The 19,706-nt window shown below is 64.9% G+C and carries 17 protein-coding genes; 4 read left to right on the top strand and 13 right to left on the bottom strand.

From position 1 onward, the window contains the following. Nucleotides 1-115 precede the first annotated feature (115 nt). Both FJ978_RS12785 and FJ978_RS12780 read right to left on the bottom strand, forming a co-directional pair. Entirely contained in the window at nt 116-1,465 is a 1,350-nt protein-coding gene (locus tag FJ978_RS12785) for an EAL domain-containing protein (RefSeq protein ID WP_140572388.1), read from the bottom strand. 189 nt (nt 1,466-1,654) lie between these two features. Next, nucleotides 1,655-3,472 (bottom strand): GtrA family protein, encoded by a 1,818-nt coding sequence (locus tag FJ978_RS12780; RefSeq protein WP_140572387.1) that lies wholly within the window; start codon nt 3,470-3,472, stop codon nt 1,655-1,657. Nucleotides 3,473-3,616: 144 nt separating this feature from the next. Between FJ978_RS12780 and FJ978_RS12775 the strand changes: the two genes are divergently transcribed. Further along, nucleotides 3,617-4,261, top strand: coding sequence for a methyltransferase domain-containing protein (locus tag FJ978_RS12775; protein ID WP_013891988.1), 645 nt, complete (start codon nt 3,617-3,619; stop codon nt 4,259-4,261). A 150-nt stretch (nt 4,262-4,411) separates the two neighbouring features. Here the strand turns inward: FJ978_RS12775 and FJ978_RS12770 are convergent, their stop codons facing one another. Together FJ978_RS12770 and FJ978_RS12765 are read right to left on the bottom strand one after the other, a co-directional pair. After that, complete coding sequence (locus FJ978_RS12770; RefSeq protein WP_140572386.1) at nt 4,412-4,819, bottom strand: GtrA family protein; 408 nt, start codon at nt 4,817-4,819, stop codon at nt 4,412-4,414. Continuing rightward, nucleotides 4,816-6,060: a glycosyltransferase family 2 protein gene (locus FJ978_RS12765; protein WP_140572385.1), complete on the bottom strand. Its 1,245-nt coding sequence runs from the start codon at nt 6,058-6,060 to the stop codon at nt 4,816-4,818. The genes FJ978_RS12770 and FJ978_RS12765 overlap by 4 nt, the downstream gene beginning before the upstream one ends. Before the next feature lie 248 nt (nt 6,061-6,308). On the opposite strand from FJ978_RS12765, the gene gshB reads away from it, so the two are divergent. Further along, on the top strand, nt 6,309-7,250 hold the full coding sequence (gene gshB, locus FJ978_RS12760; protein ID WP_140572384.1) for a glutathione synthase: 942 nt from the start codon (nt 6,309-6,311) through the stop codon (nt 7,248-7,250). Nucleotides 7,251-7,256: 6 nt separating this feature from the next. Here the strand turns inward: gshB and FJ978_RS12755 are convergent, their stop codons facing one another. Continuing rightward, entirely contained in the window at nt 7,257-7,604 is a 348-nt protein-coding gene (locus FJ978_RS12755) for a hypothetical protein (RefSeq protein ID WP_140572383.1), read from the bottom strand. Then, nucleotides 7,601-8,014, bottom strand: a complete 414-nt coding sequence (locus FJ978_RS32965) for a glutathione binding-like protein (RefSeq protein WP_210241440.1) — start codon at nt 8,012-8,014, stop codon at nt 7,601-7,603. Before FJ978_RS32965 ends, FJ978_RS12755 begins: the two co-directional genes overlap by 4 nt. 30 nt (nt 8,015-8,044) lie before the next feature. On the opposite strand from FJ978_RS32965, the gene FJ978_RS12745 reads away from it, so the two are divergent. After that, nucleotides 8,045-9,577, top strand: a complete 1,533-nt coding sequence (locus tag FJ978_RS12745; RefSeq protein ID WP_013891993.1) for a YifB family Mg chelatase-like AAA ATPase — start codon at nt 8,045-8,047, stop codon at nt 9,575-9,577. 121 nt (nt 9,578-9,698) lie between these two features. Here FJ978_RS12745 and FJ978_RS12740 read toward each other — a convergent pair whose 3' ends face one another. The 5 genes from FJ978_RS12740 to FJ978_RS12715 form a co-directional block, all read right to left on the bottom strand. Beyond that, nucleotides 9,699-11,870 (bottom strand): malate synthase G, encoded by a 2,172-nt coding sequence (locus FJ978_RS12740; protein ID WP_140572382.1) that lies wholly within the window; start codon nt 11,868-11,870, stop codon nt 9,699-9,701. 264 nt (nt 11,871-12,134) lie between these two features. Continuing rightward, nucleotides 12,135-14,177 carry a hydantoinase/oxoprolinase family protein gene (locus tag FJ978_RS12735; RefSeq protein WP_140572381.1) on the bottom strand — a complete coding sequence of 681 codons (2,043 nt, stop codon included), beginning with the start codon at nt 14,175-14,177 and terminating at the stop codon, nt 12,135-12,137. 309 nt (nt 14,178-14,486) lie between these two features. Then, entirely contained in the window at nt 14,487-15,113 is a 627-nt protein-coding gene (locus FJ978_RS12725) for a CDGSH iron-sulfur domain-containing protein (RefSeq protein WP_140572380.1), read from the bottom strand. A gap of 122 nt (nt 15,114-15,235) precedes the next feature. After that, nucleotides 15,236-15,607: a hypothetical protein gene (locus FJ978_RS12720; protein WP_013891997.1), complete on the bottom strand. Its 372-nt coding sequence runs from the start codon at nt 15,605-15,607 to the stop codon at nt 15,236-15,238. A gap of 160 nt (nt 15,608-15,767) precedes the next feature. Beyond that, complete coding sequence (locus tag FJ978_RS12715; protein WP_140572379.1) at nt 15,768-16,007, bottom strand: DUF1127 domain-containing protein; 240 nt, start codon at nt 16,005-16,007, stop codon at nt 15,768-15,770. A gap of 248 nt (nt 16,008-16,255) precedes the next feature. On the opposite strand from FJ978_RS12715, the gene FJ978_RS12710 reads away from it, so the two are divergent. Further along, entirely contained in the window at nt 16,256-17,764 is a 1,509-nt protein-coding gene (locus FJ978_RS12710) for a winged helix-turn-helix domain-containing tetratricopeptide repeat protein (RefSeq protein ID WP_140572430.1), read from the top strand. A 40-nt stretch (nt 17,765-17,804) separates the two neighbouring features. Here FJ978_RS12710 and FJ978_RS12705 read toward each other — a convergent pair whose 3' ends face one another. After that, nucleotides 17,805-18,161, bottom strand: coding sequence for a hypothetical protein (locus FJ978_RS12705; RefSeq protein ID WP_140572378.1), 357 nt, complete (start codon nt 18,159-18,161; stop codon nt 17,805-17,807). A gap of 49 nt (nt 18,162-18,210) precedes the next feature. Then, nucleotides 18,211-19,692 carry an aspartate aminotransferase family protein gene (locus tag FJ978_RS12700; RefSeq protein ID WP_140572377.1) on the bottom strand — a complete coding sequence of 494 codons (1,482 nt, stop codon included), beginning with the start codon at nt 19,690-19,692 and terminating at the stop codon, nt 18,211-18,213. Nucleotides 19,693-19,706: the final 14 nt, after the last annotated feature.

Genomic DNA, 19,706 nt, shown 5'->3' with positions numbered 1-19,706 from the left:
AGAGACGTCGCGTGGGCAAGGGCGAAAAGGCGGATTTAAGGGCTTATGTCGGACAAAAAGGCGACGGGACCGCGAAGCGGCATCGTCGCATGGTGGGCAATGCCGCTAGCGCCGGTCAGATCGCCTTGGCGCGCAAGGCGCCGCGGAAGGAATCGCGGAGATAGCCGAGCGTGGCGTCGGCGTCGACCGGCTTGCCGAACAGATAGCCCTGCCCGCCGGCGCAGCCGAACTGCACCAGGCGGTCGGCCTGCGCTTCCTCTTCGATACCCTCGGCGACCACATCCATGCCAAGCCCCTCGCACATGGCGAGAATGGCGCGGATGATGTGCTCGGACGGCCGGTCGTCGAGAATGGAGGAGACGAAGGCGCGGTCGATCTTGAGCTTGTCGAAATGGAATTCGCGCAGACGGCCGAGCGAGGACTGGCCGGTGCCGAAATCGTCGAGCGAGACGCGGATGCCGACGCGGCGCAGGTCCTCGACGATCTGCGCGGCCGAGGCCGGGTCGTTCATCAGGCCGGTCTCGGTGATCTCGATCTCCAGCCGGCGCGGGTCGAAGCCGGTGCGGTCGAGGATCGCCAATATGTGCAGGCCGGTGTTCTGGTCGACGAGCTGCGAAGGCGACAGGTTGAACGACAGGAACAGGTCCTTCGGCCAGCTGCGGGCCGCCTCGGTCGCTTTGCGCAGCACCAGCTGCGACAGCGGGCCGATGATGCCGCGCTCCTCGGCGATGGGGATGAAGACGGTCGGCGGCACCGCGCCGAGGTCCCGGTCGGTCCAGCGCGCCAGCGTCTCGAAGCCGATGGTTTGGCGCGTGTTGAGATCGACGATGGGCTGGAAATGCGGCTCCACCTCGCCGGCCGAGACGGCACGGCGCAGCGCCTGCTCGATGCGGGTGACGCGCTTGGCCGCCTCTTCCATCTCGCGGGTGTAGACGACGACCCGGCCACGGCCGGACCGTTTGGCGTGGTAGAGCGCCGTTTCGGCCTTGTTGATCAGGATCTCGGTGGTCTCGTCGCCCGAATAGAACAGCGAGCAACCGACCGAGGCCGACAGCCTGGCGGTGCGTTCGCCGACATCGTAGGGCGCCGACAGGATCTCGATCAGCATGCGGGATTTCTCGGCCGCTGCTTCCTCTGAAAACACCAGCGGATAGAGGAAGGCGAATTCGTCGGCACCGATGCGGCAGACCGTCGAGTGGCCGTCCATCGAGGCGCGCAGCCGCATCGCGACCTGGATCAGGATGTCGTCACCGGCCTTGTGGCCGAACAAATCGTTGATCGGCTTGAAGCCGTCAAGGTCGAGGATGCCGACAGTGAAGGGCGCGGGATCGTCGGCACGATCGCTGATCAGGCGATCGACCTTGTCGAAGAAGCGGCGATGGTTGCCAAGCCCGGTCAACGGATCTGTAAATGCCAGATCCGTGCTCTCCCTGTTTGCCTGACCGGTGCCAAACGGAGTTTGCATCGGTGTCCCTGTTTTCTCGACGTCGGAATTTATGTTCGAGACTGGCAGGAAACCCTTTAGGAAACGTATCCCGAAAATCGATTTTTCGCGGCTAAAATGCATTGCCTCCGCGAAGGTGTCCGTGGCGCGTGAAAAGGCCTTTTCTTCACGCCGATTTCAACCGGTTCTTCACGCCGATTTTCAACCGGCTCAACCGGTGGGACGGACGCGATAGAGCTCCAGCGGGGCGCCACGGGTCTCCGCCACCGGCTCCAGCCAACCCGGCACGCCGCCGCGCATCAGCCCGGCGAGAAAGCCGTCCGGCGCCGTGGCCGCGAACAGCCGGCTTTCCGGATTGCCGCGGCAGAGCGCGACAAGGCCGACATGCCGGCTTTGGAGGATGGCCTTCGCTTCGGCCGCCGATCCCAGCAAGGCATCCAATGCGAGCACGTTGCCGGCGACGTTGCGGTGATAGAGGCTGGCGAGCGCGCGATGGCCCGTGAAGGCAAGGATCGGCGAGCCGAGATTGGAGATACTGAGAACCGTGGTCGCCGGCATGCGGCCGAGCGCAGCGAACGACGCCTTGCCATGGCAAAGCGCATCGCTGCCGGCGTCCTTGGCCGCCGCCCCGGTTTCGAAGGCGCCCGATGCGGCCCCGGCCGCGCCCGACCAGACCGCGTTGACCGAGATCAGCCAGGCCGCGGCCATCCTGAGCACGGAGTTGCGCGACGGGCTGGCTTCGGCCCGTTGCCGCCACTTGGCGATCCAGGCACAAAGCGGGATCACCGCCAAGGCAATGGAGAAGGTCGAGCCGCGCACTTCCCAGGCACTGACCAGGACCGCCACAACCAGCAGCGCGCCGACGAGGCTGTCCTGCCGCCGCCAGCCGCCATGGCTGAAGTGAAGCGCCATCAGCACGATCGCCACAAGCGGCGTGGCAAACCGTGTCACCACCATGGCCGGATCATCCAAGACAAGCTGGATGATCGATTGCGCCTCTTCGATATGGCCGAGCCAAATTTGGCTCAGGCGCGGGTCGATCTCGGCATAGGGCGTAGCCAGGCATTGCGGAAACAAGAACACCATGACAGCCGCCAGTACGAGCGCAAGCAGGCCGAGCGCCATCAGGCGCCGGCCGAGCGTGGAGTTGGCCATGTCGAGCGAGGCCGCGGCGGCGAGGCCGCATCCGGCGAGAGCGGCCACCACGAACTGCACGGTCGAAAAGGCATCGCATTGCGGCTGGCCCCAGGCCGATGGGGCGATGGTTGTGAGGAAGACCAGCGCTGAAACGCCGGCAAAGCCGAGGCCGAAATCCCTGGCGATCCGTCGCTCGCCGCTGGGGTCGGCGACAAACAGCAGAGAGACGCAGACGCCGATGGTGGCGACATAGGGCGCCGTTTCCATGCCGACCGCCAGCGTCAGCGCCGCGCACAGGCCCGCAAGTAGGGCGGCCCATCGCCGCACGGGCGCCTCGAGCAGCAGGCTCAAGCTGGCCATGGTCAGCGTCAGCTGGACATTGTGGTGATCGAGCGCGCCGGGCGAAAAGATGCCGATGAAGTGCAACGCCGCGGCACCGATGACGGCAGCCGGCAGCACAGCGCCCGCGCCGGCAAAACTGCGCGCCGCGCGGACGGTAAAGAGCAGAGCCAGGCAAAAGAGCAGCGCCGGCCAGAGCACCTCGGCGACGGTCTCGGCCATGGCCATGCTGCCGGTCAGTGCCGAGGCCACGAGGATGATGGCGGCGAGCGGCGCGTCGACCAGTCGCGACCAGTGCATGACGAAGCCGCCTTCAACGCCCATCCGGTACTGATGCAGGTCGAACCAGCCCTGGCCTGCCAGCATATCCCGAACCTCGACCAGACGCAGCAGACTGTCATTGTCGCCGCCGGTATCGGTCAAGCCTGGGAAACCGCCGAGCGCGTTGACGGCAACCATCGCCAGCGTGGCAATCAACGCAACCGCGAGGTCGTTGCGCCGTGACGCAGGCTGCGCGGCCTTGACGGAAATCGTGGTGTCGGCGGGAGTCACGGGACGGCCTCTGGCGCTCTCTTTGGCGAAGGAAACCTATCGCGAACTCACTGCGCAAACCTTAAACCGGTGTTGCACCGGCAACCCGATGTCGCGAAACGCTTTGTTTGTTATTCGCAAATATGGTCCCGGACCAGGGAATGAATGGGCAATTCGGTCTGGACCTTGGGCATGAGCGTTGTGGCGATCGAAAAAAAGATACTGAATGCCGCCCACGGCCGGGCGGTGTTTCAACGCCGCATCCGGGTCCTCTCCGACCATATCGGCGCCGCGCTGGGCGCCGACGGCACCGTTCTCGACCTCGGCTGCGGCGATGGCTCGCTCGCCAAGGCGGTGATGGAACGGAAACCGGGGCTGACGTTTCGCGGGATCGATGTTTTTGTCCGGCCGCGCACGGCCATTCCCGTAGAGATCTTCGACGGCGTTACGATTCCGGCCGCGTCCAAATCGTTCGACTGGGTGACCATAGTCGACGTCCTCCACCACACGGACAATCCCGGCCATCTTGTCGCCGAAGCCGCAAGGGTCGCCCGCAAGGGCGTTGTCATCAAGGATCACCTGCGCGACGGGCTCTTCGCCTACGGCACGCTCCGGTTCATGGACTGGGTGGGAAACAAGGGCCACGATGTGAGGCTGCCCTACAACTATCTGTCCAGGCAGGAATGGGACGCGATTTTCGGCGGGATCGGGCTCAAAGCCCAAAGCTGGCGAGAAAACCTGTCGCTGTATCCGTTTCCGGCAAACCTGCTGTTCGACAGGGGCCTGCACTTCGTCGCGTCGCTTCGCTAGAGCGGTTCACCGTTTCACGGAAACGTCGAACCTCTCTAACTCTTTGTTTTGGCGCAATTCCCAAGGGAAAGCGCTAGGCGCTTTTCCCCAGAAAACCGTTTCACACTTTTCCTGGAATTGCTCTAACGCGCGGACCGCGATCGAACACTCTCACGCGGCTCTTTTTTCGTCGCGAAAAACCCAAACCGATGAAAGCACATAGCTCGCCGCGCCCGCGGCGACCGTGATGACGGCCGACATCACCAGCGGCGACGCTGAAAATATCGACACCGCGACATGGGCCAACAGGCCCGCAAACATTGCGCAGGCCAACTGGCTGACGAGATAACGTGGCAATGCACGGCGATGGTCGTGCTGTCCCTCGAACGTCCAGCCACGCTGTGCCGAATAGGCCATGACAAAGGCCAGCATATAGGCGATGACGCTGCCGACAAACGGCGGCAAGCCGGCCGACACCAGGGCCCATGACAGCACGAAGAACAGCAGCGCGGCGCCAATGCCGACGACGGCGAAACGGATAAGCCGTACCGCGGCGAATTTTCGCACGAGCCGGTTCATTTTTCAGCAGTCGCGACGGATTCGCCTGATCCGGTGGGTTGGCCGGCTTTCAGCCGCTTGACCGGGATCTCCAGGACACCGAGCAGGAATGCCGAAAAGAAGGCCTGGAACGAAATGACGATCAGGCTCAAGCCCAGCACGACGATGCGCGGGATTTCGGAATCGTTCAGCGGGCCGAAGCCAAGATGTGCCCAACGCAGCACGGCATAGCCGACGAACAGCACGCCACCGGCGAAGCAGATGCCGGCATTGGCGGCAAGACGATCGGTGCTGATGGTCCTGGTCAGCCAATCAGAGCCGCGGCTGCGCGGCAGGATGCCGGTGATCTCGGCATAGTATCGCGATATGGCGCCGAAGGTGATGAGCTGGATACCGGTGATGATCATGAAGCAGGCGGCGACGAAGGTGTTGAGGTCGAGCGAAAGATTATCGATCACCCGCAACGGCCCGAACACCAGCAGGGCCGCGAACAACAGGCCAAGGCTGGCGAGCACCGTGCCCGGTATGAAGAACATCCAGCGCGGATTGTAGACCAGCAGGAATTTGAGATGCCGCCAGCCGTCACGCCAGGTCCTGAGGTGCGGCGGCCGGCTGCGGCCGTCGGGCTTGAGCGTGGTCGGCACTTCCTCGATGCGCAGGCCGGCGAGCGCGCTGCGCACCACCATTTCGCTGGCGAATTCCATGCCCGTGGTCTGCAGGTCGAGGTTGCGGATGCTGTCGGTGTTGAAACCGCGCAGGCCGCAGTGGAAGTCGCCGGTCCTGATGCGGAAAAACAGGCGGCCGACGAAGCTCAGCACCGGATTGCCGAGATAGCGATGCAGCGGCGGCATGGCACCGGTTTCGATGCCGCCCTGGAAGCGATTGCCCATCACCAGGTCGGCGCCGTCGCGCAAGCGCGCCACGAAGGCATCCAGCGCACCGAAATCGTAGCTGTCGTCGGCATCGCCCATGATGATGAAGCGGCCCCTGGCGGCGCCGATGCCGCCCAGAAGCGCGGCGCCATAGCCCTTCTGCGTCACCGGGACGACACGGGCGCCGCCTTGGGCAGCGATCTCCTGCGAACCATCGGTGCTGCCATTGTCGGCTATCAGCACCTCACCCAGGATCCCGGCCTTGTCGAGGAAGGCCCTGGCCTTCCCGATGCAGACAGCCAATGTCTCGGCCTCGTTGAGGCACGGCATCAGGATGGTGAGTTCAAGCTGTTTGGTCGAGGCGGCGCGGATGGCGGTGAGCGCGTTCATGGTCGTTGTTCCATCGGGAATCCCCGTCCGGCGCCTGCCGTTGGGATATTCGAGGCCTATTCTTGTATGGGAAGGCTTAAGAAAACGATGACGCAGGCACTTGCCTTGTCGCGATCCCTGTCGCGGTCCTTGTCGCGATCGGGCGTGCTGGGTTTGCGTCTTGCTGTTGCCGATCTTCCGGATGTGACGATTGGCAGAAGGCGCCGGGACCCTTATATCGCTCTCGTCGACTGTGTTGGGGACTTGCCATGAAGCTGAAAATCGCCGTCCAGATGGACCACATCTCCACCGTGTCGATCGCCGGCGACACCTCGTTCGCGCTGTCGCTGGAGGCGCAGCGGCGCGGGCACCGGTTGTTCCACTACACGCCCGACCGGCTGTCGATGCGCGACGGCAAGGTGTTTGCCCGCATCGAGGAGATGCAGGTGCGCGACGAGAAGGGCAACCACTATTCGCTGGGCGAGAAGGTGCGCACCGACCTCTCGGAGATGGATGTGATCCTGCTGCGCCAGGATCCGCCCTTCGACATGAATTACATCACCACCACGCACATCCTTGAACGCATCCACCCCGGGACGCTGGTCGTCAACGATCCGGCCTGGGTGCGCAACAGTCCGGAAAAGATCTTCGTCACCGAGTTTCCCGACCTGATGCCGGACACGCTGATCACCAAGGATCCGCTCGAAGTCGCCGCCTTCCGCAAGGAGTTCGGCGACATCATCATCAAGCCGCTGTACGGCAATGGCGGCGCCGGCATCTTCCACATGCTGGAGGCTGACCGCAACCTCGCCTCGCTGCTCGAAATGTTCGGCCAGATGTTCCGCGAACCCTATATCGTGCAGCGCTACCTGAAGGACGTGCGCAAGGGCGACAAGCGCATCATCCTGATCGACGGCGAGCCGGTCGGCGCCATCAACCGCGTGCCGGCGGAACACGATTCCCGCTCCAACATGCATGTCGGCGGCCGCGCCGAAAAGACCGAACTGACCGAACGCGAGCGCGAGATCTGCGCCCGCATCGGGCCTTCGCTGAAAGAACGCGGCTTCATCCTGGTCGGCATCGACGTCATCGGCGACTACATGACCGAGATCAACGTCACCTCGCCGACCGGCGTGCGCGAAGTCCAGCGCTTCGGCGGCGCCGACATCGCCAGCCTGTTCTGGGATGCCGTCGAGGGGAAGCGGCGGTAACCCGCTTTACCATGTTCCGCTTTTGCAATCGGGCGCGATACGGTTGCAAAGGCAGCGATTGTCCGACCAGCCGTTGAACGGGGAAAGCGAATGGCCTGGACTAAAGTTGTTCGACGTATCGGTTTCACAGTTTTCCCAAAGTGCGGAAATAGCGGCTTCGACCTTGAGCCGGGCGAAGATATCCATGACGCAAGCGCCAAGGTCAGGTGCGGCAAATGCGGATATGTTTGCCTTGCCGATCAGCGGCCCACCGTGTCCGAGAACAAACCAGGAGCTCCGTAGTTTCCCTGGACTGTTTCCCATCTTGCCAACAACAAGCCACCGACAGCAGAAGCTGCCGGCGGCACAGGTCATGCGGTCGCCATCTCGTTTTGCGGGAACATGGCGCGGCGTGACTCGGTATCGAGCTCAGCCTTGAATGTGTGCTTCGTCTTCATATCCAAAGCGCGCTGAACGGCAGGGCGGTTGGTCACTTCATCCATGAAGCGCATGACGTTGGGACAGTCGCCAAGGCCTTTCGCGCCGAATACATAGCCGGCCGAGGCGGCCCAACCCCAAAGCGCCATGTCCGCGATCGTATACTCGTCGCCCGCCAGGTATCGGGCCTGCAAGCGGAAGCGGCCGTTTTCATTTTGTCTTAACCATGTTCCGCTTTTGCAGCCGGGCACAATCCGCCTGCAACCATGGCGTTTGCCTGTTCTCGTAATGTTCTTGATATGGCCGAAGAATTGTGATTGTCTCCGCGAGGGGTCATTCTTGGCCAATCGCAGGGGTTACGGCCCGGGGGCTTTAAAATGGTGGCGCGGGTTCGCACGGTCGCTTTCCAGGGCATCGAGGCCGTGCCGGTCGACGTGCAGGTGATGATCGCACCCGGCAAGGTCAACATGCACATCGTCGGCCTGCCCGACAAGGCGGTGGCCGAAAGCCGCGAGCGGGTGCAGGCGGCGCTGCATGCGTCGGGCCTGTCGATGCCGTCGAAGAAGGTGACCATCAACCTGGCGCCCGCCGACCTGCCCAAGGAAGGAAGCCATTATGATCTGCCGATCGCGCTCGGCCTGATGGCCGCCCTTGGCGCCATTCCCGGCGACATGCTGGCCGGCTATGTCGTGCTCGGCGAACTCTCGCTCGACGGCACGATCACCGCCGTGGCCGGTGCGTTGCCGGCGGCGATCGGCGCCAATGCCGAGGGCAAGGGGCTGATCTGCCCGTTCGCCTGCGGACCGGAAGCCGCCTGGGCGGGGCGGGAATTCGACATTCTGGCGCCGCGCAGCCTGATTGCCATCGCCAACCATTTCCGCGGCACGCAGGTGCTGTCGCGGCCGGAGGCCGGCATCCACGCCTCGGCGCTGGACCTGCCTGACCTCGCCGACATCAAGGGCCAGGAGACCGCCAAGCGGGCGCTGGAGGTGGCGGCGGCCGGCGGACACAATCTGCTGATGGTCGGCCCGCCCGGATCGGGCAAATCGATGCTGGCGCAGCGGCTGCCGTCGATCCTGCCGCCGCTGGCGCCGAAGGAATTGCTCGAAGTCTCGATGATCGCCTCGGTGGCGGGCGAACTCGGCGAAGGCAAGCTGACCGACCGGCGGCCGTTCCGCGCGCCGCATCATTCGGCGTCGATGGCGGCGATGGTCGGCGGCGGCATGCGCGCACGGCCGGGCGAAGTATCGCTGGCCCATCACGGCGTGCTGTTCCTGGACGAGTTTCCGGAATTCACGCCGCAGACGCTCGATGCGCTGCGCCAGCCGCTGGAGACCGGCGACTGCATGATCGCGCGCGCCAACCATCGCGTCACCTATCCGGCGCGCATCCAGTTGGTGGCGGCGATGAACCCGTGCCGCTGCGGCATGGCCGGCGAGCCGGGCTATCGCTGCCTGCGCGGCGAACGCTGCCGCACCGACTACCAGGCGCGCATTTCGGGCCCGCTGCTCGACCGCATCGATCTCAGGATCGAAGTGCCGGCGGTCTCGGCGAGCGACCTGATCCGGCCAGACCGGGCGGAAAAAAGCGCGGCGGTCGCACTGCGCGTTGCCCGGGCGCGCACCATCCAGCGCGAACGCTTCGAACGGCTCGGCGCCACCCGCGCCACCACCAACGCGCATTGCGCGCCGGCGATGATCGAAGAGATCGCCATGCCGGATGCCGCCGGGCTGTCGCTGCTCAAGGACGCCAGCGAAAAGCTCGCCTTTTCGGCGCGCGCCTACCACCGGGTGCTGAAAGTGGCGCGCACGCTCGCCGACCTCGACGCCAGCGAAACCGTCGGCCGCATCCATTTGGCCGAGGCGATTTCTTATCGCATGAGCTCGGAGCGGATGGCGCAGGCGGCGTAGAGCAATTCCAGGAAAAGTGTGGAACGGTTTTCCCGGGAAAAGCGCATATAGCGCTTTCCCTTGGGAATTGCGTTAGAACAAGGAGATAGAGCGGTTCGCCGTTCCGTGAAACGATGCGTTTTCAGGCCGTCGCTTTTGCCTTCAGCTCTAGCCGCCGCGCGTGCAGCACCGGCTCGGTGTAGCCGTTGGGTTGGCTGGTGCCCTTGAACACCAGGTCGCAGGCGGCCTGGAAGGCGATCGAGCCGTCGAAATCGGGCGCCATCGGCCGGTAGAGCGGGTCGCCTACATTCTGGCGGTCGACGATGGCCGCCATGCGTTGCAGCGAATCCCGCACCTGGATTTGCGAGCACACCTTGTGGCGCAACCAGTTGGCGATGTGCTGCGAGGAGATGCGCAGCGTGGCGCGGTCTTCCATCAGGCCGACATCGTTGATGTCGGGCACTTTGGAGCAGCCGACGCCCTGGTCGATCCAGCGCACGACATAGCCCAGAATCCCCTGCGCGTTGTTGTCGAGTTCGCGCTGGATCTCGTCGGGCGTCCAGTTCGGCCGCACGGCGACCGGCACCGAGAGGATGTCGTCGAGTTTTGCCTTCGGACGGCTCTTCAGCGCCGCCTGCACCGCGTGGACATCGACCTTGTGGTAATGCGTGGCATGCAGCGTCGCCGCCGTCGGCGACGGCACCCAGGCGGTGTTGGCGCCGGCCTTGGGGTGGGCGATCTTCTGTTCCAGCATCGCCGCCATCAGATCGGGCATCGCCCACATGCCCTTGCCGATCTGGGCATGGCCGGCGAGCCCGCATTCGAACCCGGTGTCGACATTCCACGCCTCGTAGGCGGAAATCCAGGCGGCCTGCTTCATGTCGCCCTTGCGGATCATCGGGCCGGCTTCCATCGAGGTGTGGATCTCGTCGCCGGTGCGGTCGAGGAAGCCGGTGTTGATGAACACCACGCGCTCGCGTGCGGCGCGGATCGCCTCCTTGAGGTTGACGGTGGTGCGCCGCTCCTCGTCCATGATGCCCATCTTGATGGTGTTCCCGGGCATGCCGAGCAGGGCTTCGACGCGGTCGAAAATCTTGACGGCGAAGGCGACTTCCTCCGGCCCGTGCATCTTCGGCTTCACCACATACATCGAGCCCGCGCGCGAATTCATCCGCCGCCCGTTCGGCCCGACATCGTGCAGCGCGATCAGCGCCGTCATCGCGGCGTCCATGATGCCTTCTGGCACTTCGTTGCCGTCGCGGTCCAGGATCGCCGGGTTGGTCATCAGGTGACCTACGTTGCGCACCAGCATCAGCGAACGGCCGGGCACGGTCAGCGTGCCGCCGACGGGTGCGGTGTAAGAGCGATCCGGATTGAGTTTGCGGACAAAGCTCTTGCCGCCCTTGGTGATCTCTTCGGCCAGATCGCCTTTCATCAGGCCGAGCCAGTTGCGATAGACCACGACCTTGTCTTCGGCATCCACCGCCGCGACCGAATCCTCGCAGTCCTGGATGGTGGTCAGCGCCGATTCCAGGATGACGTCGGCAATGCCAGCCGGATCGGTGCGGCCGATCTGATTGTCGCGGTCGATCACGATTTCGACATGCAGGCCGTTTTTCACCAGCAGCACGGCTTGCGGGTTGGCAGCGTCGCCGCGATAGCCGACGAATTGCTTGGGATCGGCGAGCGTGGTGACGCCGGCGCCCTCACCCAGTTTCAGCGCGCCGTGCGCCACCGAGAGGCCGTTGACGCCAGCCCATTTTCCCGTGGTCAGCGGCACCGACTGGTCGAGAAAGTCCTTGGCCCAGGCGATGACCTTGGTGCCGCGCGCCGGGTTGAAGCCCTTGCCCTTCCCGGCGCCATCGGTCTCGGGAATGGCATCGGTGCCGTAGAGCGCATCGTAGAGCGAGCCCCAGCGCGCATTGGCGGCGTTGAGCGCATAGCGCGCATTCATCACCGGCACCACCAGCTGCGGTCCGGCAACGACAGCGATCTCGGGGTCGACATTGTCCGTCGACACGCTGAAGGCCGGCCCCTCGGGCACGAGATAGCCGATCTCCCTGAGGAAGCCCTTGTAGGCCTCCATGTCGATCGGGGCACCGTTATCGCGATACCAGCCGTCGAGCTTCTCCTGCATGGCGTCACGTTTTGCCAGCAGCGCCCGGTTCTTCGGCGCGAGGTCGTGGACGATGGCAGAAAAACCGTTCCAGAAGGCCGCCGCTTCGATGCCGGTGCCGGGCAGCGCCTCGCCAGCCACAAAGTCATGCAGCTCGCGGGCAATCCGCAATCCGGCGATTTCGACGCGATCGGTCATCAGGCTGCTCCAGATGAAAGGCTTTGCGGGGCGTTTGACATGTTGGGGTTGCAGGGTCAATTCAGCTTAGGTTGAAGGCGAGCGTTTTGGCGAGCGGTGACGCTGCCGATCTCCCTCCTTGAGGGGGAGATGGCCGGCAGGCCAGAGGGGGTCGGTTCGACTGGATGCGACCTCCTGCTTTGAACAGAAGAGGCTAGCGCCTTATGTCCGGCGACCCCTCTGTCGCCTTCGGCGACATCTCCCCCTCAAGGGGGGAGATCGCCCTCACACCGCGATCCTTGGCCGTCCCGAGGCCACCGCGACCACATGCGCCTCGATGAACATGCGCTGGGCTTCGACTGTGGAAACCTTGAACTCGGTCGCGACGTCGATCTCGGCGCTGTCGGTGCCGGCATCCTTGGCGCGCTGGGCGACGATGGCGCGCACATCGGCCTCGGCGGCCGCGATCGCTGCCGCCTCGTCGAGGAAATCGCGCACGGTTTCGCCCGAGGCAAGGCGGAACAGCCCTTCCTTGGGCTGGCTGACCCGCGCCTCGGCCGAGACCCTGACTTGACCGACGACGGCGCCGAGCGCGTTGGCGACATCGGTATCATCGGGCACAACGCACTCATTGCCGACCAGGGGCGCAAGGCCGGCATAGTGCAGCGGCGCCGAGGCGCCGAGGCCGATGACCGGACGGTCGAGCGCGACGCTGAGGCGGGCGATGCCGGGATGCGCGTCGACGGCACGCTGCACCAGCGCGTGCGCGACCGTGGCGGCGCCGTCGAGCCCGTCCTCGGCAAAGGCGGTTTCGAGGATGTATTCTGCCGACCAGCGCGTCAGCGTCACCAGCACCCGCTCCGAGATCACCTCGGGCGATGCAGCGATGGGCTGGCCACGGCCGTCGCGCTTGCGGGCAAACAGCTCGGCGCCGAGGCGGGCGGTGGCGGCATCCCAGTTTGACTGCTTGCCCTGCACATGCGCCGCGTCCGAGGGGGTGAAGCCGCAAATGTGCACCAGCCCGCGCGAGACCAGCCGATTCAAGGTGGCGTTCTGGGCATTCGACGTCAGCAGCCTGTCGAGGGCAAGCGGGATCGCGCCGATCGCCTCGTAAAGCCGCGCCTCCGGAGCGGTCAGCCCGGCGGCGAGCCTGTCCGGCACGCCGGTGCGCACCGCGAAGCGGCCATCCATGCGGCCGGTATTGGGTGCGCGCAGCTGTCGCTCGAGTTCCGATCTCACGGCGTCACCATGCGCCATGCCGGCCAGCGCCAGCGGCACCAGACGGCGCGGGCCGAGCAGGATCCTCGGGTTGAGCGCGCCATCTTCCAGCGCCACTTCGGAATCGCCGCCAAGGCCGAAGGTGCGCATGGCGACGGCCTCGACCATGGTGCGGAAGCCGCCGACAGTGGCGCCTTCCGGATCGAGGCGTGGACGACCTCCATCGAGCACGGCGACGTCGGTGGTGGTGCCGCCGATGTCGGAGACCACGGCATTGTCGAGCCCGGTCATGTGGCGGGCACCTACCAGGCTGGCGGCAGGCCCGGAGAGGATCGTCTCGATCGGCCGCTGGCGGGCGAATGCCGCCGAGACCAGCGCGCCGTCGCCGCGCACCACCATCAAGGGGGCGGCGATGTTGCGCTCCGCGAGAAAGCCCTCGGTTGCCGCCACCAGCCGGTCGATCATCGAGATAAGCCTGGCATTGAGCAAGGTGGTCAGCGCCCGGCGTGGGCCGCCGAGCTTGGCCGACAGCTCGTGGCTCGATGTGACCGGCAGGCCGGTTTTTTCCCGGATCAACTCGCGGGCAGCGACCTCATGCGCCGGATTGCGGGTGGCGAAATAGGCGCAGACGGCAAAGCCGGACACCGAGGCGCCGAGTTCCGGCAAGGCGGCCTCAAGCCCGGAAAGATCGAGCTTGGCGGCATTGCCGTGGACATCGTGGCCGCCCGGACAAAACACCACCGGATCGGTGCCGAGCGCGGCCTTCAGCCCGTCGCGGGCAAGGTCTGCCTCGGAAAAGCCGATCATGACCAGCGCCACCCGGCCGCCCTGCCCCTCGACCAGCGCGTTGGTGGCGAGCGTCGTCGACATCGAGACCAGTTTGATCGCAGCCGGATCGGTGCCGGCCTTGTGTAGCACCGCATCGACGGCGCCGGAAATGCCGACGGCAAGATCGTGCCGCGTGGTCAGCGCCTTGGCCTTGGCCAGCACCTTGCCCTTGTTCGGCCCCTGCTGCGGGCCTTCGGTCTCGGACCACAGCACGGCATCGGTATAAGTGCCGCCGGTATCGATCCCGAGGAACAGCGGTCTTGGCTTGGTCTTGGCGGTCATTTTTGGTGGCGGTCCGATGGCAGAATTTATTTGCCCTGCCCTTAGCCGATAGTGGACGGCCGATAAAGCCGCGAGCGCTGGGCCAAGGAAGAGAGATTGTTGTTGGCGAACAAGCAACGTCGGCGGGCCAGCACCCCCCTCTGTCCTGCCGGACATCTCCCCCGCAAGGGGGGAGATCAGATGTCACCCACGCTGTCGCAAACCTTCAGCGCCGCAGAGAGGGTGCCGCCAGAGATGCTGCCAATCTCCCCCCTTGCGGGGGAGATGTCCGGCAGGACAGAGGGGGGTGCTGTCCCGCCGACCAAACGGCTACCCCACAAACCCAACCCTCTTATGCGACCCATCGCAAAACGGCTTGTTGGCGGAATGGCCGCAGCGGCAGAGGAAGGTGCGTTGCGTGCGATCGACGGTATGACCGGTGCCGGTGACGATCTCGAGATTGCCCTCGAGCTTGAGCGGGCCGTTCGTCGTCGGTGTCACCGTCAGCGGACCATTCCTCGCGTCGAGCGCCGGCGTATCCTTCAGCGCCGGTTCGCCGGTGGCGGTGAACCCGGCCTTGGTGTGGCTGCCGTCGCAAAACGGCTTGTTTTGCGACGCGCCGCAACGGCAGAGCGTGGCGCGGTGGAAGGTCTCGCCGGCGAGCACGATCTCGGCGTGAACGGCGAGCGGGCCGTTTTCGCGCAGCCGCACGGTGTTGACCACCGGCGGCTGTTCCTGCGGCCCGCCATCCTTCCTGGTGTAGGTGATGGCGCCGGACGGGCAGCTTTCGGCGATGGCGACGATCTTCTCGACGCTGGCCGCCTCGGGATGGATCCATTGGCCCGGCGCGTTGGGCACGAAGACATGCGGATCGCCGAGCACGCAGTTGCGTGAGTGGATGCAGCGCTTGCCGGAGAACCCGACGTCGATCTTGTCGCCCTCGACCGTGCCTGCCATTGCCGTGCTCCTGTTGCCTGGAGCACGCCGCATCTCAAAAGGGAGCTGTACGGCGCGCTCTGGGTGATCGTCTCGACGCAGGCTAGGGCGTCGGCGGGAAAACCGTCAAGCTGGCAAGCCGGTCAGGGGACCAGATTGATCTCCTCGGTCTCGCCGCCGCTGCAGGTGTAGCAGCAATCCTCGCATTTTTCCTTGTTGCCGGGGCCAACGCCCCAGTAGGTCTCCTCGTCGCCATCGACCCAGGCGCCGTAGCAGATCGATTCGCCCTCGTTGCAGGAGATCGGCAGCTGCTTGGTCTCGCCATCGTCGAGATAGAAGTCCTTGCCACCGCCGGGCCAGATATAGTCGCGGTCCTGGCTGTAGAGCTCGACGCGCATGGCGTTGGGATGGCTGTTCTTGATGGCAAAGGTGACGTCGCCGGCATGGGCGGCTGGTGCGACAAGGACGGCAAGCGAAAACGCGGCGGCGAACCGGCGCGCGAAAGTGAAAGACATGAAAACCCCCGATGAAGAATCGGCCCCACGGCCGACCCCGGGATCATGGCATGATGCGGGCGATCGCTAAAGGGACGACGGCGACAATCCCTTCAATAATCCGACCCCGTCCTTCAACAATCCGACCCCGGACCTCAGGGATCCGTCGTGCTTTCGGCTGTCATCGTTGCCAGAAGGGCAGCTTGGCGATCTCCGCCTCGGCTTGCCGTTTCGTCAGGCCGATGTCGTCGATCAAATGGGGATTGGCCAGCGACATCTGCTTGAGCTCCCAGCGAAAGCGGGCTCGGTTCCGCCAAGCCGCGATCGCGCCGCGCAGGGCCGCCAGGCTGTAGTGCCGACGCGACGTCCGCCCGACATGCCGCGCCGCCTGATGCCGGACCGATGCAAGGGTATTGTTCATGACAACCTCCATGGAGTTCCAAGGGTTGGGGGTTCCGAGGGTTGGGAGCCCCTCGACCTGAATGAATGAGGTTGAATTCTGCCGGATACGGACGGCGCCGTAATTAAAGCCCCCCAAATAGTTCTCAAAAGTTCCAAACGGGCTCTAACTCCTTGTTTTCGATGCAGTTCTCCCTGGGAAAATGTACCCCGCTTCCGCCCGGAAAAGCGCTTCGTACTTTTCGCGGAATTGCTCTATAGATGCGCTCCATGCAGGGATCGCGCTTTGCCTTCGGTCCGTTCGTGCTTGATCCGGACGCAGGGACGCTGCTTCGGAACGACGAGCCCGTTGCCGTCGGCTACCGCGGGCTGAAGCTGCTTGCGGCGTTCGTCGAACGGCCGGGGGAAATCCTGGCCAAGGCGGCGTTGATGGATGCAGCGTGGCCGGGCACGGCCGTCGAGGAAGGCAACCTCACCGTCCAGATCGCGCAGCTGCGCAAGCTGCTTGGTCCGGCTAGCGATGGCGGTGAATGGATCACCACGGTTCCGCGCGTCGGCTACCGCTTTACCGGGGCCATCGAACAGCTTGCCGGCGCGAAGCGAAAAACCTTGCCGCTGCCCGACAAACCATCGATCGCCGTCCTGCCCTTCGTCAATCTCAGCAACGATCCCGGGCAGGAAGCCTTCGCGGACGGGCTGACCGAAGACCTGATCACCGACCTGTCGCGGGCCTCCGGCCTGTTCGTCATCGCGCGAAACTCGACCTTTGCCTACAAGGGAAAGGCGATGGACGTGCGCGAGATCGCCAGGGAGCTTGGCGTGCGCTATTTGCTGGAAGGCAGCGCACGGCGCGCCGCGGACCGCGTGCGCATCAATGCCCAGTTGGTCGACGCGATGAGCGGCGAACACCTGTGGGCGGAACGCTTCGATCGCCGGCTGTACGATATCTTTGCCGTACAGGACGAGGTGATAGCCAAGATCATCGAGGCGCTGCTCGGCCGGCTGCGCGCGCCGCCGCCGCGCAACCGGCCCAGCAGTCTCGAGGCCTACGATCTCTGCGTGCGGGCGCGCAAGCTGATCGACGATACGCCGCAGACGGCACGGGAAGCGCATCTGATGCTGACGCGCGCGATTGCGCTCGATACGGACTATGCCGAAGCCTACCGCTGGCTGGCCATGAACCACTGGATGGGGTGGGTGCATTGGGGCGAACCCGTCGAGCCCAACCGCCGCGTCGCCCTGGATCTGGCGCGCAAGGCCGTGGCGATCGATCCCAATGATGCCGGCTGCCGCTGGGTGCTCGGCAATCTGCTTGCCTATGAGCGCAGTTTCGCCGAGTCGGAGGCGGAGTTCGCCAAGACGTTCGAACTCGACCCGAACGAGGCAGACGCCTGGGCAACACTGGCCGACATCGCTACACTGGCTGGGCGAGTCGAGGAGGGCCTCGAGCATATCCGCAAGGCGTTCCGGCTGAACCCGTTTCCGGCAAACTGGTACTATCTCACCCTCGGCCAGGCGCAATATGCGGCGCGCGATTACGAAGCCGCGGTCGAGACCCTGCGCCGGGACGAGACCTATCGCACGAGCTCACGCCGTTTCCTGGCGGCAAGCCTGGCCCAGCTCGGCCGGCTCGACGAGGCGCGCGCCGAGGTCGAACTGTTCCTCGTCAGCAACCCGCATTTCACGACCAGCCACTGGGTCTGGACCGAGCCTTTCCGCGACGACGCGATGCTCGAGCATTTCGTCGACGGCTTCCGCAAGGCCGGCCTTCCGGATTGATGCGTCCGCGCGATCTCCCGTGCAGCTTCAGAAGCGCCGATCACGGCACCAGATCGATCGTTTCGGTGGAGTGTTCCACGCAGATGAAGCAGCAATTGTCGCAAGGTTGGTCGTTGTCAGGTCCGACGCCGGCGGAGATGGCGTCATTGCCGTCGACCCAGGCGCCATAGCAGATGTGCTCACCCTGATTGCAGGTGAGCGGCACCGATTTCTGCGAGCCCGGATCGATCAGGAACACCTTGTCGTTGCCCGGCCAGACCGTCTCGCGATCGCGGCTGAAAAGCTCGACCGCGACCGCTTCCTTGCGCAGGTTCTTGACGAAGAAGGCCATGTCGGCGGCCTGCGCCGAAGTGGCGAAGACCAATGCCGCAAATGCTGCCATGCGAAACAGCGTCACCGCCGGACCTCCCCGAATCATCGCGGCAGAATCGCATGCCTGCCAGGAACTAGGAAGACGCTGAACCCGCGATCTCCCGTCCCAACCGTATTGTTTCCCGCACCAGAAGGTCGAGGTCGTCGCGCCTTGTGCGATGGTTGGCGATCGCCACGCGCAGCCAGTGCTCGCCATGCACCGTGGTATCGGAGAGGGTGGCAATGCCCTGCTCCTGCAGCCGCAGCATGATTTCGGCGTTGAGCGCCTTCAGCGCCTCGCCGCTGACTCCGGGCTGATAACGGAAGCAGACGATGTTGATGGTGGGCGCCATGGCCAGTTGCAGCGACGGCTCGGCCTCGAGCAGCCCGGCGAGATAGGAGGCCTGTGCGATGTTCTGGTCGATCAGGCGGCCGAACTTGTCGATGCCGTGCTGTTTCAGCGCCATCCATACTTTCAGCGCGCGAAAGCCACGCGAGGTCTGCAGGCCGTAATCGTGCAGCCAGTCGCCGGAGGCAAGGCCGCGCGGCGTCGATTCCAGATATTCCGGCGTCACCGCGAAAGTCCGGCGATGCGCGATGGCATCCCTGACCAGGGCACAGCCGGCCTCGAACGGCGCATGCAGCCATTTGTGCGGGTCGAGCGCGATCGAATCCGCCCATTCGATGCCGGCAACGCGATGCGCATTGTCCGGCGCAATCGCAATCAGCGCGCCGATGCAGCCATCGACATGGAACCAGAGGTCTTCCTCATGCGCGAGTTTGGCAAGTGCCCGCAGGTCATCGATCGCGCCGGTGTTCACCGTGCCGGCATTGCCGATGAGGCAGGCCGGTTTGAAGCCGGCCGTGCGGTCTTCCGATATCGCTGCCCGCAAGGCCGATATGTCGATGCGCAGCCCGGCGTCGGACGGTATCCGTCGCAGCGCGCGATTGCCGAGGCCGAGCGCTTCCATCGCCTTGCGGTGGCAGGAATGTATCTGGTCCGAGCCATAGAAGCGCAGCGGCTTTTCAATGGCGGCGACGCCGTGTTCGCGCACGTCGATGCCGGCCTTGGTGTTGCGCGCCACCGTCAGCCCGATGATGTTGGCCATCGAGCCACCGCTGACCAGCGTGCCGGAGGCGGAAGCCGGGAAGCCCAGCATCTCCTTGCACCAGTTGACCACCTGGTTGTCCATCAGCCCGGCGGCATGGTTGCCGCCGCCGAGGTTGGAGCCCTGGATCGCCGCCAGGAAATCGCCGAGCGCGCCGGTGAAATTGCTCGACCCCATGTACCAGGCCCAGAAGCGCGGATGGACGTTGCCCATCGGATAGGACATCACCGTGCGGGAGACCTCGCCATAGACCGCGTCCAGCGGCGCCGGCGATCGCGGCAGGGGTGCCGCGAAAGCCTCTCTCACATCAGCCGGGATCTCCCGCCAAACCGGGCGGCCGCGCACGTCGCGCAGATAGTCGACGGCCTCGTCGATGACCTGATGCGACAGGGCCTGGACGTCGGCCCAGTCCAAGGGGTCAAGCGTTTCCTCGGCGACCATGCCGAGGGTTTCCGGTGCGACGTCCATGACAGCCTCCTCCG

This window comes from Mesorhizobium sp. B1-1-7, from assembly GCF_006442705.1.
GTDB lineage: Bacteria > Pseudomonadota > Alphaproteobacteria > Rhizobiales > Rhizobiaceae > Mesorhizobium > Mesorhizobium opportunistum.
This window is presented reverse-complemented; position numbering and strand designations above follow the sequence as displayed.

Bases quoted from the DNA above. Each gene is read 5' to 3' on its own strand.
- FJ978_RS12785 (WP_140572388.1), bottom strand. From the start codon at position 1,465: ATGCAAACTCCGTTTGGCACCGGTCAGGCAAACAGGGAGAGCACGGAT.
- FJ978_RS12775 (WP_013891988.1), top strand. From the start codon at position 3,617: ATGGGCAATTCGGTCTGGACCTTGGGCATGAGCGTTGTGGCGATCGAA.
- FJ978_RS12770 (WP_140572386.1), bottom strand. From the start codon at position 4,819: ATGAACCGGCTCGTGCGAAAATTCGCCGCGGTACGGCTTATCCGTTTC.
- FJ978_RS12765 (WP_140572385.1), bottom strand. From the start codon at position 6,060: ATGAACGCGCTCACCGCCATCCGCGCCGCCTCGACCAAACAGCTTGAA.
- gshB (WP_140572384.1), top strand. From the start codon at position 6,309: ATGAAGCTGAAAATCGCCGTCCAGATGGACCACATCTCCACCGTGTCG.
- FJ978_RS12755 (WP_140572383.1), bottom strand. From the start codon at position 7,604: ATGACCTGTGCCGCCGGCAGCTTCTGCTGTCGGTGGCTTGTTGTTGGC.
- FJ978_RS12745 (WP_013891993.1), top strand. From the start codon at position 8,045: ATGGTGGCGCGGGTTCGCACGGTCGCTTTCCAGGGCATCGAGGCCGTG.
- FJ978_RS12740 (WP_140572382.1), bottom strand. From the start codon at position 11,870: ATGACCGATCGCGTCGAAATCGCCGGATTGCGGATTGCCCGCGAGCTG.
- FJ978_RS12735 (WP_140572381.1), bottom strand. From the start codon at position 14,177: ATGACCGCCAAGACCAAGCCAAGACCGCTGTTCCTCGGGATCGATACC.
- FJ978_RS12725 (WP_140572380.1), bottom strand. From the start codon at position 15,113: ATGGCAGGCACGGTCGAGGGCGACAAGATCGACGTCGGGTTCTCCGGC.
- FJ978_RS12720 (WP_013891997.1), bottom strand. From the start codon at position 15,607: ATGTCTTTCACTTTCGCGCGCCGGTTCGCCGCCGCGTTTTCGCTTGCC.
- FJ978_RS12715 (WP_140572379.1), bottom strand. From the start codon at position 16,007: ATGAACAATACCCTTGCATCGGTCCGGCATCAGGCGGCGCGGCATGTC.
- FJ978_RS12710 (WP_140572430.1), top strand. From the start codon at position 16,256: ATGCAGGGATCGCGCTTTGCCTTCGGTCCGTTCGTGCTTGATCCGGAC.
- FJ978_RS12700 (WP_140572377.1), bottom strand. From the start codon at position 19,692: ATGGACGTCGCACCGGAAACCCTCGGCATGGTCGCCGAGGAAACGCTT.